The organism is Thermotalea metallivorans, assembly GCF_001562415.1.
Lineage (GTDB): Bacteria > Bacillota > Clostridia > Peptostreptococcales > Thermotaleaceae > Thermotalea > Thermotalea metallivorans.
This window is the reverse complement of record NZ_LOEE01000021.1, coordinates 20,822-33,583: the sequence shown is the minus strand read 5'-3', so window position 1 is coordinate 33,583 and position 12,762 is coordinate 20,822. Positions and strand designations below refer to the sequence as shown.

The following is a 12,762-nucleotide window of genomic DNA, read 5'->3' as shown; positions in this document are numbered from 1 at the left end:
CACCACCTACCTCATCATCATGCTTATATTTCCTGCTCCTATCATGATGGTTACTGCCATAAAAAACATCATGGCTACAGAAAGAACCGTGCCAAATACCATCATTAAAGAATTACTCAGATCGTTCAGACAATCGGGGAGAGCATTATCCATCATAGGTTCAATCAAAGCGCTTGCTAGTTTATAGATTAGAATTAAAGAGAGAATTTTCAACAGAGGCATCATGACCATCAATGTCAATAGAAACAAACCCAATCCTCCGAGGGCATTTTTTAATACCAAAGAGCATCCGAATATAGCATCTGCCGCATCGGATATAAAGCCGCCTACGATAGGTATAAGTCCTACGGCAAATTTGGCTGTCCGTATGGTCACGCCATCTGTGGCAGATGCAGCTAGCCCTTGTATGGTAATGACACCAATGAAAATTGTCAACATAAATCCTATCAGAATAATACAAATCTGCTTTAGAAAGGATGCCAGCTTTGAAACCTGTATTTTGGAAGACAAATAGTTCACAATAGTCAAAATGACAGAAAAAAATATTAAAGGCATAACTATATTTTTCATCAGGGTGCTGATGATCCCTACGGAGGCAATAATCATGGGCTGGAAGAGTGCCGACGATGCGATTCCACCCATGGACATCAATAAAGTGAGCAGGACAGGCAGCAATGCCTGCATAAGCATTACCATTTCATCAATGGCATCTACGCCTATCTGGGTTGCAATGGCAAAGCTCTGAATGGCAATGGCAATAATTACGATGTAGCACGTCATGTAGGCCAGTTTTCCTACTCCATCACTTTCAAAGGCATCGGAAAGATTATTTAAAAATGCGCATAACACGGCAAAGACAATCAATTTCACCAATAACACAGAATTGGCTACAACTTCCTTGAAAAGATATTTCAGCAAACCCTGAAATACATCCTTGATGGAAAATATATTTTCTCCTCGTATCAACCCTTGTACCAGGGACTTTAAATGAAAAGAGGGGAGATATTGGCTTACATCCTTGTTTATGCTTTCAATGATTTTGTTTAAATCTCCCGTATCGATCTTTTCCAGCTGCTCCATAATAAATTCATCGGTGATTCCGTTGATTTCATTTGTTGTGTCAGCCGCATACGATACCTGCAAACAAAAAATATATAAGATCATCCATATATATATGAATCTTTTCATTTTCCTCACATCCTATGGCATCAATTTCACAAGCAGATTTAATGCAGCTACTAAAATTGGCACAGCCAAAACCATGATAAGTACTTTTCCGGCAAATTCTATTTTAGAAGCAATGGCACTTTCTCCGGCATCACGGCAAATCTGCGCCCCAAATTCAGCTACATAAGCAATGCCTACAATTTTAAAAATCGTTGTAATGTAGACCAAATCCACATCAATCTTACGGGCAACCAAATTCAACACTTCTATCACATAAGTTAATCTGGCTGCTATAAAAATAAAAATAATCAATCCGGTAACAATACTAATTTGCAAAGAAATTTCCGGTTTCTGGTTCCTTAAAACCACCGATAGTATTGCTGCAATGAGACCTAAGCCTACAATTTTAAATATTTCCATTTTGATCACACCTTTTATATTAGTACAGTTGGAACATTGTTTTTACTGTTGTGAAAAGATTGCTTACCAGTTGAATGACCATGAACAATACCACCACAATACCTGCCAAGGTAGTCATGGTAGCCATTTCATCTCTCCCAGAGCGGGTCAAAACTTGATTGAGTACAGCCAATAGTATGCCGATGCCTGCAATTTTAAAGATTAAATCTACATTCATCCCCATAAGAAAATCCTCCTTGTTTTGCGTCACATTTTTATAAAAATAAAATCACAATGGCTAACCCTAATAAAACACCTAAACTTCGATACATTTTCTCATTTTTTGCTCGCAACTCTTCTGCCGTCTGCTGCTGTTTTTTCAGTTGTGCATATATAAAATTAAAATTTTTTATTTGGTTTTCCCTATCTATGGAGCCTAAATTTTTTCCAAAATCGATCAATATTTCTTTGTCTTCTTCACTGAGGGAGGTGAATCGAATTTTCTGTTCTATGGCTTGCTGCCATGCATCTTCTATGTCATAGCCCCTTCTAGTTTCTAAAAGGGAACCGGCCTCCTTAAAAATACCAGCCAATTCGGTATTTCCTTTGCTGCCGATTTTTTTTAATGCTTGGGGCAAGGGTGTCAACATATACAAAATTTCTGTCTCCAGCAGTTGCAAAGATAAGATTAAATTTTTAATCTGTTTTGGTCGTTGCACGTAATTGTATGAAAGTATATAGCCGATCAAAGATGCCGATAGCACAATTACAGCAGAAATCATCAATTTAACCAACCCCTTCACACCTCCTGCCTTTCGCAAACTGGGAAAGAACAGATGACTTTGATTTTCCATCAAGGATAGACTGTACTGTACCTACCCGGGGAATATTTGAAAGTATAATAATTCTTTCAAATATATCTTGATGCATCAAAGGTCTTAGGCTGGGTCGCCTGCAGATCTCCTCCATGTCCCGACCGTGTACTGTGGTAATCAGCTTAATTCCTGCGTTTAAGGCTTCTTTCACTGCTAATACATCTTCTGTTTTTCCAATTTCATCCGTAGCGATAATCTGGGGCGACATAGACCTGATCAACATCATAATCCCTTCTGCCTTAGGGCATGCATCCAAGACATCTGTTCGCATGCCTACATCATTTTGAGGTACCCCTTGGTACATCCCGCAAATTTCGGAACGTTCATCTACGACACCTACTTTAAATCCCACAAAGTTTGGGCGTTTCATTCCATTACTCAAGTTTCTTATTATATCTCGCAGCAACGTTGTTTTCCCGCACTGGGGAGGGGATACAATCAGTGTATTGTAAAAACCGTTGGAACTGGAGACAATGTATTCCATGAACGGGTCAGAAATTCCGATTTTTTGTCTCGCGATTCGGATATTTAATCCACAGATATCTTTGATGGTTTTGATAGAAGAACCTTGCATCACAATGCTTCCGCTGATTCCTATCCGATGGCCTCCTCGGATGGTAATGAAACCATTTCTGATTTCTTCCTCAAGGGCATATGGAGAATAATCCACAATGAGTTGAAATGTCTTTTCTATATCCGTCTTTGTAACTTTATATGCTTTGGCTGCATCAAAGCATATGGCTCCTTTCCCATCAAGCAGCAAGTCCCTATTCAAAACATAGATCATGAGGGGCTGGTTTACTCTTAGTCTGATTTCTTCCATGCCACTCCAAATATCGGGAGAAAGTCCCATCATTGCTGACCTAAGATTGAAGGGAAGGGATTCCAATATTTCCTTTTTCATAGAATGGTCCTCCGTGTTTTTTCTAAAAAAATTCACATCTGCCGGCAAATCCATAACCTGTCCCTCCTTTATATAAATATTTATTTTCGGAGGGACCATATTATGATTAAATTTTTTATAAGAAAGCCCTATGGGAAATTTTATGCATATAAAAAAGCCTGATACGCTTTGTATCAGGCTTCTACTTCAATATTTATTCCTCATCATGATGGTGATGTCCGCAACATCCGTTTTCATGACTGCATGGGTCTTCAAAATGTATTTTTTCATGACAGCTTGGACAAATTACTTCCGACTCATCCTCTGTGTCGTATACCAAGTCTTCATCCAAATAGATGGTTTCATGGCAATTTGGACACTCTATTTCTATAAAGTCAATATCTTCATCTTCTTCGTCATCATAATCATCATCTTCCATTTCACCATACAGCTCATCTTCTACAGCAGCCAAATCCTCATCTACTGTCTCTACATATTCGTCTAAATCCTTTACTTCTTGGTTCAATTCATCAATTGCATCTGCAAAATCTTCTAAAATATCAATCATATTGAGAAGAATTTTGCCTTCCTTTGATTCCTCGCTGAGGCCCATCCCTTCAGCTAAACCTCTTAAATAAGCCACTCTTTCATAAAGATAATTCATGGTGAAACCCTCCTTTATATTTAATATACCTTAGTATTATTGCCTAAGCTCTTGATAAATACTCACCAGTTCGGGTGTCAATTTTAATTTTGTCGCCTTCGTTGATAAAAATAGGCACTTGCACCACAGCGCCGGTTTCCACTGTTGCAGGCTTCGTCACGTTTGTGGCAGTATCGCCCTTGATTCCAGGCTCTGTGTATGTTACTACCAATTCTACAAAATTTGGCGGATCCACTTGGAAGGCTTTCCCTTTGAAAAATTTTACAGTGGCTGTATCATTTTCTCTTAAGTAAATGATGGCATCCTCAACTTGTTCTTTGCTCAAAGGAATTTGCTCATAAGTTTCATTATCCATAAAATAGTATAGATCTCCATCATTGTATAAGTATTGCATTTGCTTTGTTTCAATATGGGCTTTCGGGAATTTGTCATTGGGATTGAAGGCCTCCTCCCGAATGGCTCCTGTGGTAATGCTCTTATACTTTGTTCTAACAAATGCTGCGCCTTTACCGGGCTTCACATGCTGAAAGTCCACTACAACGAAAGGCTCACCATTTATTTCAAATGTAACACCTTTTCTAAAATCTGATGCTGAAATCATTGATATCCCTCCATTAATATTTAAAAATTTATTTCGTCTACTGGTAGTATTGGTGTATAGCCAGTAGTTGTATACATACTATAGCTCTATCAGTTCCTTTGGTGATTGGGAAAGCACCTTATAACCCGTTTCGGTTACCAGCACCAGGTCTTCTATCCTTACTCCACCAAAACCGGGAATATAAATGCCCGGTTCATCGGTAACAACCATGCCTGGTTGCAGTAGGTCATGTCCTAAGGGAGAAAGCCTAGGTGCTTCGTGGACTTCCAATCCTACACCATGGCCCAATCCATGGCCGAAATATTTACCATAACCCTTTTCTCCGATAAAGTCCCTGGCAACTTTGTCAACTTCCAAGCCGGCTACACCCGGTTTGATCGCTTCCAAGGCTTGCTTTTGGGCTTCCAATACAATACAATAAATTTCTTTTTGTTTTTCACTAGCTTTCCCTACCACAACTGTCCTTGTCATATCCGAACAGTAGCCGTTATAGATGCAGCCAAAGTCCAATGTTACAAAATCGCCCTCTTCAATCACCTTGTCGGAGGCCACGCCATGGGGCAAAGAAGAACGGACACCTGAAGCCACAATGCTCTCAAAGGAAGTGCCGGCAGCACCTTTCTTTTTCATAAAATTTTCTATTTCCAAAGCAACTTCCCGTTCCGTAACGCCGGGTTTAATATATTGGCAAATATACCGGAAAGCATCATCGGCGATACTTGCTGCCTTTTCGATATTTTCAATTTCATCCGGGTATTTAATTTTTCTGAGAGTACTTATGGCCCCTTCCAAAGGCAGCATTTTTACATCATCAAGCTTTTCTGAAAATTCTCTATATTGGGCATATGTAACAAAATCTTCCTCAAAACCAAGGGTTTTTAGAGGCAACCCCTTCAAAACAGCATGAAGGGGTTTTTCGTTGGTATACTCAAGAATCTCATATTCCGTACACTGCTTTGAAGCCTGCTCTACATATCGAAAATCCGTTATAAAATAGGCATGTTCTAAAGTAATCACCGCATATCCGGAGCTTCCAGTAAATCCGCTGATATATCTCCGGTTTTCAGGTTTATAGATAATAGCTCCGTCCATTCCTTTTTTTTTGAGTATTTCCCGAAGTCTAACAATTCTTGTATCCACGAAAGATTCCCTCCAAATCATAGCGTTCATATGTTTCCATAACTGCCAAACCATGCTAATGCCAATCCTTTAATATGATATCATAATTTGATGCATTTGGATAGAATTTTTATTGATTCCTAAATTATTATATCCATATTCTTCTTTTTGCTTGCAGCTACTTGTGTCTTGGGTTTTTCGAAACAATGGCAATGGCATCGATAATGGCTTTCATTACGTCCGTTTCAAATTGAATATCCATTTCTTGAATTCTTGAGAAAAGTTCTCCCTTTTCCGTTACAATATAATGGGGTTTTAGGTGATTTAAAGCAATGGCCCTGATATCGTTTAGACATTGTTCGCACTGGCATGTATGGGGAAATGCCTTCAACATGTTTGGCAACACGTGATCCACCACAATCTCCATAAAGTTTTTTAACATAACGAAACCTCCTTTTTAAGGCTAATACTTATACAATTCAACATGATATGCTAAATTCCTGCATTGGAAAAAAGAATCGTCAAGGATGATTTTTTAGCCTATAGACAAATCCTTGAGATTTGGCTTCCTGCTCAGACCTGTGCTGCTTTTCTAAAAAATAAAAAAACAAGGAAAAAAGCGGCTTGCTGATTCGCGACGAAGCCTAAATCTCAAGGGTTCTTAGTTATTCTATTACTTTTTCTACAGACTGAAAAATCGTCGAGGACGATTCTTTAATTTCTAAAGTAGATCTGGTTTTTTATGGTGATTTCAGCATTCCCTTTTTTGCTTTGAATGATAATTTCAATGCCTCTGCAGGAACTATAGGTTCCGTCGGTGGGTTTTATCTTCAATGATTCAATATAATTGGCATAGACTACATTGGCATAGGCAGTGGAATATTGCCCGCTGTTCCAATTTCCCGTGCCATAATATAGAGCCCTATCGCCTTCCTGTGACGTTTTATGCTCAATGCATAATTTATCACCGTTTCTTTCGAAAATAATTTTGCTAATTTCATGGATTTGAGACGAGTTGATCACATTGTTATTATTTTTGTCATAGACTGCCACAATTTTTTTTGCCTCTATGGCCTTATTGATCAATTCATTCATGGCAATCTGGGCTTGATATTGTACTTCCATTTGTTGATTTGACTGGTGAAAAGTTTTCACATGCATGATCAGAAAAGAACCGATGGGGATCATGATGATTCCCACGAGGGCCAGAACCAAAAGCAATTCCATCAGCGTATAACCTTTATTGTCAAGGTGAATATATCTCATCTTTCAACAACACTCTCCCACTGGCCGGAACAATTGTGATTTCCATATACCTATTATTTTTCTTATTTCTCACCCGAATTGTATCCCCCCCATGAACCGGCACTCCTTGATAACTAAAGATGATTTCATTTTTTCCGTAAAGCAATTCATGCTGGGATAACAGTTGAACAGTTTTTAATATTTTCGAACCGTTTAAAACTTTATAATGATCATTGCTCAACAAAATATTATACAAACCGCCTTCGGTCATTTTTAAAATCCGGATATTTCGAATATCTGCGCATAGCTGTTGTGACTGGATTCGCAAATGGTAATTTGAATAATCTCCCTTGCTGATTGCAATGCTGAAAAGTAAAGCAATGAAAGCGCTGACGATAATGATTTCTATGAATGTAAAACCTTTATTGTTCATTTTCCTTTCATAAGCAATCACCTGCAAATAAAAATTTGAAGAAAGAAGACATTTGATGAAACAAATGCCTTCCTTGCTTCACCGTATATTATTGTAATACAGGCATATCCACTAAATTTATATCATACACTTCCGGTGTACCATATTCAACATAGACTTCCGATGCTTTTACAACTCGATACTGTATAACTTTTACCTTTATACTGCCCGGATTGCTTGCGTTAATTTTTAGTCCAAATTCTATTTGATAATTATTTCCCAAAGGCAATCCGTCGGGTATAACAATAGAAAAACGATTTGATGTGATAGGATGAATAATGATGGGCTGTGCAGTATTGCTGCTTCTCAGTACAATATTATTTTTTCTTAAAACAGCAGAGCTAGGTATTGTTTGAATTTGATAATATCCTTCAAGTATGGACTGGGCAATTTCGTCGATTTCAAATACAAACTCCACTCTTTCGGCATCCGCTTCCGTAATATCAAATGTAAACTTGGGATTGGCCCTTCCAATCCGAAATACGTCTTTTTCTCCCATAATATTCGTTAGTGTAATTAATGGTTGACCGCCATAGATTGATACTGCAATCTCGGGAAATGCTTTTTTACTTTCTGTTCCGTCAATATCAATATAATCAATATAGGATGTATCCCTTCCCAAAATATAATTACCGGCTTTCATTCCTTTCACTTTAATGGAAAATTCAAAAGGCTGAGCTTCAAACTGATTTGTTTGCTTATTTAATTTATATAAAATGTTTCCGATATCACCGGTAACGGTCTGTCCATTCAACGCAAGACCGTTAGATACTTCCACAATTTGAATACCGTCTGGAAAAGTCTCTTGAAATTTGATGCCGTGTATCGGAAGATCACTTTGTATCTGATCAGCCAGCTGCTCATACACAAAATTGATATCTTCGGCTGTTTTTGCTTCTCTATAAAAGCCTTTTGTAACATCAGCAATTTTTTGCAGCTTATTCTTATGAATATCATTGCTGAATCCCACGATGAATGAATCTATGCGGAAATCCTCCGATGATATTTTTTTGCCTAATTCACAGGCATAATCCAAGGCAAGCCCCTTATGATCATAGTCACCATAATTTACATAATATTTATTCCCATCTCCATCGGCAGTCTTAAAAGTTGTAGAATATATATCCCTTACATATGACGTAGAATATCCTTCTTTGGTGTATCCTATAACTTCCCAGTTCCACCAGGCATTTGCTTTATTGATTTGATCATAGGAAAAAGCGGTAGGTTGTCCGTCTGTCATTAAAACAATATACTTCCTTGCTTGATGATCACTTGAATTTTTCAATAAATAATAAGCTCGTCTTAAACCGTCTCCAATATTTGTACCACCTTCAGCAGTCAATCCATTGATAGTATTGATTAATCCGTTATAATGGCTTTGGTTTGTAAGACGAATAAAATCATTTCCTGATACTTTCATACCATCTGCTTTTGAACTGTATGCAACCACTCCAATTTTTACCCTAGGGTCGTTTTTTAACTTGTCAACAAAAAGCTTTACTGCGTTTTTTGTGATGGTCATTCTCTTGGAAGCATGATTATTGGTAGCATGACCTGAAAGATCCCAATTCATACTGCCGGAGACATCGATCACTAAGACGATTTCCTTATCTTTCAAATATGACTCGGGGATGATTTTTTCTATCGGTATGGGAAGGGGTTGAATTTTATAGTTGATTGTAAATTCTTCATTCACTAAAAATTGATTCTTCGAAACTGTCTTTAGCATATTCAAAGGTGCTTTTGTACTATTTTCCAAGATGAATTCTTCAATTGTAATTTGTGCTTTTTTGTAACTGCTTCCATTTCCGTTCCCTTCTTTTAATAATATATAAAGATAAGGATAGTTGCGCACTTCTGCACTTGTCAAAAGGATTTCATCTGTGAAATCAGTATCGGAATTTCCGTGTGTCCGTTCTTTATAATGCTTAATGTTGTTTTTATCAAGAGAAAACCAGGCTTCTTTGTGGTTTTTTCCATTATTTTTCCATTGAATTTTAATAATCGTATTACCATTGTTGTATATGGGCGGCAGTACCGTAAAAAAATTTTGGGACATATCATGGGCACTGTTCCACGCGCTTTGAAAGTCAAAGTCATTATTTTTGTTCTCATTTCCTGCAAGGGCACTTAGTTCAAAAGAATGAAATAAAAGTGCAAAAATCATCAGGAATACAAGAAATTTTAAAATAAATCTTTTTTGACATGAGTTTCTTTTCATTCAACACACCCTCCCTTTTAAACAGATGATTATGTCTATTAAGGCATATCCTTTATTATTCTTGTCATGTTAGCATGTATAAACTGCTTAGCGTAAAGTAGTTTTCCTATGCAGATTTTATGAATTTCTAACGTTCATTATATACCCTTGCATCTATCTTTTAATCTTCCAATCGGATACCTCCACCAAATGCTGATATTTGCGATAATCCAAAACAATGCCGTCGATGGAAGCCGATTGATCATCATAAATCTCAATATTTTCATGTTTTACGGTTTTTCTTTCTCCATCATTATAAAATACTACTTTTCCACCGGATGCAATAATTCCTTTAAAATCAATTTTTCCTGCCAAGATTACATCTCCATCGGTAACAATGATGCCGTGGAATGTATCATATGGACTTGTATTGAAATCAAATACATAGTAATCGCCCGATATTGCAGGAGCGTGAGGCCCCCTGATGACAACGCCCTTATCTCCCACTTTGTCTCCAATATAACAAATTTCATTCCTGCTTGCGACTGCGTTTCCTCGCCCTATTTTTACAGGAGGCGTAGGTTTTACGGTCGATATATCAACAGAATATGTTTTTTCCTCGTAATCTTTTTTTATTATTCTTTTCACGTTAAGATATTTTTCAATGCCCCCAATTGCATCCTTGATCAACCCTTCCGATACAAAGTTGCCTGTAGAATATTCAAAATTTTCTAACCGAAGGGCAGTGGCATTGGCTGTATTGAAAAAAAGTATATCTTTGTACTTTGAATAAGCATTCGAAAGCATTTTCTTTTTATCTGCCAAAGACAATTCCGCAGATTCGCCACGCTTATTGGTGGCAAGGTGAAAACCATAATAACTCCCGTCTATGGAATATCTGTGTTTCTTGTAATCAAGCTCAGCATAGTCACCGTCAAGTTCTACCTGATCCGTATATGCGATATAATTCCCCGGAAGTGATACACTTTCTCCCGTCTGATATTCGCTGCCAATGTACACCCCGTCCTTTTCTTCTTCTACATCGATATAGGATGTTCCTCCTACATAGATACCATTGGACTTTTTGAACATCGGCGTGCCGTCTTCATACGTTATTTCAAAATCATTTGCTGAGGGTTTGCCTGAAATAAACAAACTTGACCCATTTCCAATGTCTCGACTATTAATAATGATCGCACTGCTCCTTTTATTTTTAGGATTACCCGTATTCGCAACACCGCCATCGTCTGAAGTAAAACCATAATAGCTACCATGAATGGTGATATGGGACTTAGTCCCGTTCAGCTCTAAATCGTCCTTGGTAATTAGCCGGAATCTTGTATTCGGATCTCCTGTCTCTTCTCCGATAGTTATGTTTGCATAACTTGTACTCTTTGGAACGAGAAAAGAGTCACAATAAACATCTCCTTTACTGTTGAAGACTGTATTGCTTTCAATAATAATATCACCTTTCGTTGCAATTGCACCATCCTGTATATTTACAGTTGCACCTTGTTTTATTTGAATGGCAGCACCTGAAAATATATTGCCGTAGATGCCAACGTTGCCGTTGATTTCAATTCCATTCTCTGCTGTTATTGCCTTTGTATTTAACAAAGTATTTTCTTTTAAGTTATAATTGGCAGTATTGATGAAATAGGGCTCGGGATATTCATATTTGAAATTATCTGTTTTGATAAGGTTCCTGTCTGCTTTAATGGTAAACTTCTTACACACAGCTTTGGTTATATGATTTTCCACATAGGAACCGGTAATGACAACAGAAAAAACGTCATTATCCGTATAGTCATTGGTATCAAACACGTCTATAATATCAATTGCAGAATCATAAAGATACGTTCCACTGATTTTATAAGTATTATTTTTTATAGCGTCTTTCAGTTGGGTGTTTATATATTCTTTATATTTCTGTACAAAGATTCTTCCCATGGCATCTTGCAGATTTTTGTCATCTATCTTTCCAGTGTTGGGATTTTTATGTTGAGTGATCAAAGTATCTAAATTATCTGCCACATGCTGATTAGCTTTTGCAACCGCTTTTTGCACCTCTTTTAAGATAACGGCATGGACTTCTTCCAGAATTCCTTCCGCCTTATAAAATGCCATGGTTTCCCGTTTATCTATTACCTTCATTTTATAATTTGCAACAGCTAAGGGAATCATGGCCATACCAAGTATAGACAGTACGGAAAAAACGATTAAAACCATCATGAATATCGAGCCTTTGTTGGACTTTAAAATTTTTCTCATTAATATCCCTCTAATCTTTCAACTTATAAGTTGTCAGGTTTGTTGATTGATTATTTTTTTGAGAAGTAACATCGATCTTTTTTAGCAAAGATTCTTTGCTGTTTCGTTTGTATAAATATTTGTCGATATATTCTGCTTGATCATTTTCTTTTTTGATAATCCCCACTTTACCGTATCGATTTATGACTTCTACATTGCTGGTAGCAAAATTACCGGTAGCAGAATCGATGCGGCTGATTGTATAAATTTGAGTATAATCTTCAATATGATTATAAATATTTACAGCAATGTTTAAGTTATGATAACACTCAATACCAATCAATACAGGTTCACCGGCATTTTTTGAATAGGGAATATCCCAAACAAAAGTACCGTCTGTAACTGTAATGATGGAATCAGGGTCAGAAAATACATCGACTTTGAGATTGGCAACATTATTGAATATTGCTGCCAATTGGTAATTATTGCTGGCATCCAACTGATATAATTCCACCTGGCCATAGTTGCTGTTTTTTTCGAGGACCATGAATGCATGAAACAGAGGCATATTTTGCTCTTCTAAAAGGTGAGGCATGGGAGAAGGGTCATCCACAGAAACATAATTTACGTTCACATGTCCCCCGTCGGGAAAAGAAAAGGAGACGTTACCGCTCCCATTGCCAGAAAGCCGCTGTTCTTCTATGATTTTTTGAGCGTATTTGTTGGCAATAAGCAAATCTTGAGAATGACGGTTGATCTTTACGGTTGTCAGAAACATATTGGATATGGGAATGACAATGATACTGAGTATTGCTATACTTGCAATTACTTCTACCAATGTCATGCCCTTTGTGTTTTTTACATATTTCAACAAAGCAATTCCT

At 37.3% G+C, this 12,762-nt stretch carries 14 protein-coding genes; all 14 read right to left on the bottom strand.

Features of this window, described 5'->3' with window-relative positions; all coding sequences use genetic code 11:
- Positions 1-6 precede the first annotated feature (6 nt).
- The gene (gene spoIIIAE / locus AN619_RS03870) at positions 7-1,188 is read right to left on the bottom strand and encodes a stage III sporulation protein AE (protein ID WP_083524968.1); all 1,182 of its coding nucleotides are present in this window, start codon (positions 1,186-1,188) and stop codon (positions 7-9) included.
- A gap of 12 nt (positions 1,189-1,200) precedes the next feature.
- Positions 1,201-1,587, bottom strand: coding sequence for a stage III sporulation protein AD (gene spoIIIAD / locus AN619_RS03865; protein ID WP_068555166.1), 387 nt, complete (start codon positions 1,585-1,587; stop codon positions 1,201-1,203).
- Between the two features lie 19 nt (positions 1,588-1,606).
- Complete coding sequence (gene spoIIIAC / locus AN619_RS03860; protein WP_330382018.1) at positions 1,607-1,810, bottom strand: stage III sporulation protein AC; 204 nt, start codon at positions 1,808-1,810, stop codon at positions 1,607-1,609.
- Positions 1,811-1,841: 31 nt separating this feature from the next.
- Positions 1,842-2,360 (bottom strand): stage III sporulation protein SpoIIIAB, encoded by a 519-nt coding sequence (gene spoIIIAB, locus AN619_RS03855; protein ID WP_068555165.1) that lies wholly within the window; start codon positions 2,358-2,360, stop codon positions 1,842-1,844.
- Positions 2,353-3,399 (bottom strand): stage III sporulation protein AA, encoded by a 1,047-nt coding sequence (spoIIIAA, locus tag AN619_RS03850; protein WP_083524966.1) that lies wholly within the window; start codon positions 3,397-3,399, stop codon positions 2,353-2,355. Before spoIIIAA ends, spoIIIAB begins: the two co-directional genes overlap by 8 nt.
- A 139-nt stretch (positions 3,400-3,538) precedes the next feature.
- Positions 3,539-3,988 (bottom strand): CD1247 N-terminal domain-containing protein, encoded by a 450-nt coding sequence (locus AN619_RS03845; protein ID WP_068555164.1) that lies wholly within the window; start codon positions 3,986-3,988, stop codon positions 3,539-3,541.
- A gap of 43 nt (positions 3,989-4,031) precedes the next feature.
- Positions 4,032-4,589: an elongation factor P gene (gene efp / locus AN619_RS03840; RefSeq protein ID WP_068555163.1), complete on the bottom strand. Its 558-nt coding sequence runs from the start codon at positions 4,587-4,589 to the stop codon at positions 4,032-4,034.
- Positions 4,590-4,667: 78 nt separating this feature from the next.
- A complete protein-coding gene (locus AN619_RS03835) occupies positions 4,668-5,729 on the bottom strand; it encodes a M24 family metallopeptidase (RefSeq protein WP_278279841.1) in 1,062 nt (353 codons plus the stop codon).
- A 157-nt stretch (positions 5,730-5,886) separates the two neighbouring features.
- Positions 5,887-6,150: a late competence development ComFB family protein gene (locus AN619_RS03830; RefSeq protein ID WP_068555162.1), complete on the bottom strand. Its 264-nt coding sequence runs from the start codon at positions 6,148-6,150 to the stop codon at positions 5,887-5,889.
- 272 nt (positions 6,151-6,422) lie between these two features.
- The gene (locus AN619_RS03825; RefSeq protein ID WP_068555161.1) at positions 6,423-6,974 is read right to left on the bottom strand and encodes a prepilin-type N-terminal cleavage/methylation domain-containing protein; all 552 of its coding nucleotides are present in this window, start codon (positions 6,972-6,974) and stop codon (positions 6,423-6,425) included.
- Positions 6,955-7,386: a pilus assembly FimT family protein gene (locus AN619_RS03820; RefSeq protein WP_068555160.1), complete on the bottom strand. Its 432-nt coding sequence runs from the start codon at positions 7,384-7,386 to the stop codon at positions 6,955-6,957. The genes AN619_RS03825 and AN619_RS03820 overlap by 20 nt, the downstream gene beginning before the upstream one ends.
- An 88-nt stretch (positions 7,387-7,474) precedes the next feature.
- Positions 7,475-9,649, bottom strand: a complete 2,175-nt coding sequence (locus AN619_RS03815; RefSeq protein WP_068555159.1) for a VWA domain-containing protein — start codon at positions 9,647-9,649, stop codon at positions 7,475-7,477.
- A gap of 153 nt (positions 9,650-9,802) precedes the next feature.
- The gene (locus tag AN619_RS03810; protein ID WP_068555158.1) at positions 9,803-11,899 is read right to left on the bottom strand and encodes a hypothetical protein; all 2,097 of its coding nucleotides are present in this window, start codon (positions 11,897-11,899) and stop codon (positions 9,803-9,805) included.
- A gap of 10 nt (positions 11,900-11,909) precedes the next feature.
- Positions 11,910-12,752 (bottom strand): prepilin-type N-terminal cleavage/methylation domain-containing protein, encoded by an 843-nt coding sequence (locus tag AN619_RS03805; protein ID WP_068555157.1) that lies wholly within the window; start codon positions 12,750-12,752, stop codon positions 11,910-11,912.
- Positions 12,753-12,762 lie beyond the last annotated feature (10 nt).

Bases quoted from the DNA above. Each gene is read 5' to 3' on its own strand.
- spoIIIAE (WP_083524968.1), bottom strand. From the start codon at position 1,188: ATGAAAAGATTCATATATATATGGATGATCTTATATATTTTTTGTTTG.
- spoIIIAD (WP_068555166.1), bottom strand. From the start codon at position 1,587: ATGGAAATATTTAAAATTGTAGGCTTAGGTCTCATTGCAGCAATACTA.
- spoIIIAC (WP_330382018.1), bottom strand. From the start codon at position 1,810: ATGGGGATGAATGTAGATTTAATCTTTAAAATTGCAGGCATCGGCATA.
- spoIIIAA (WP_083524966.1), bottom strand. From the start codon at position 3,399: ATGGATTTGCCGGCAGATGTGAATTTTTTTAGAAAAAACACGGAGGAC.
- AN619_RS03845 (WP_068555164.1), bottom strand. From the start codon at position 3,988: ATGAATTATCTTTATGAAAGAGTGGCTTATTTAAGAGGTTTAGCTGAA.
- efp (WP_068555163.1), bottom strand. From the start codon at position 4,589: ATGATTTCAGCATCAGATTTTAGAAAAGGTGTTACATTTGAAATAAAT.
- AN619_RS03830 (WP_068555162.1), bottom strand. From the start codon at position 6,150: ATGTTAAAAAACTTTATGGAGATTGTGGTGGATCACGTGTTGCCAAAC.
- AN619_RS03825 (WP_068555161.1), bottom strand. From the start codon at position 6,974: ATGAGATATATTCACCTTGACAATAAAGGTTATACGCTGATGGAATTG.
- AN619_RS03820 (WP_068555160.1), bottom strand. From the start codon at position 7,386: ATGAACAATAAAGGTTTTACATTCATAGAAATCATTATCGTCAGCGCT.
- AN619_RS03815 (WP_068555159.1), bottom strand. From the start codon at position 9,649: ATGAAAAGAAACTCATGTCAAAAAAGATTTATTTTAAAATTTCTTGTA.
- AN619_RS03810 (WP_068555158.1), bottom strand. From the start codon at position 11,899: ATGAGAAAAATTTTAAAGTCCAACAAAGGCTCGATATTCATGATGGTT.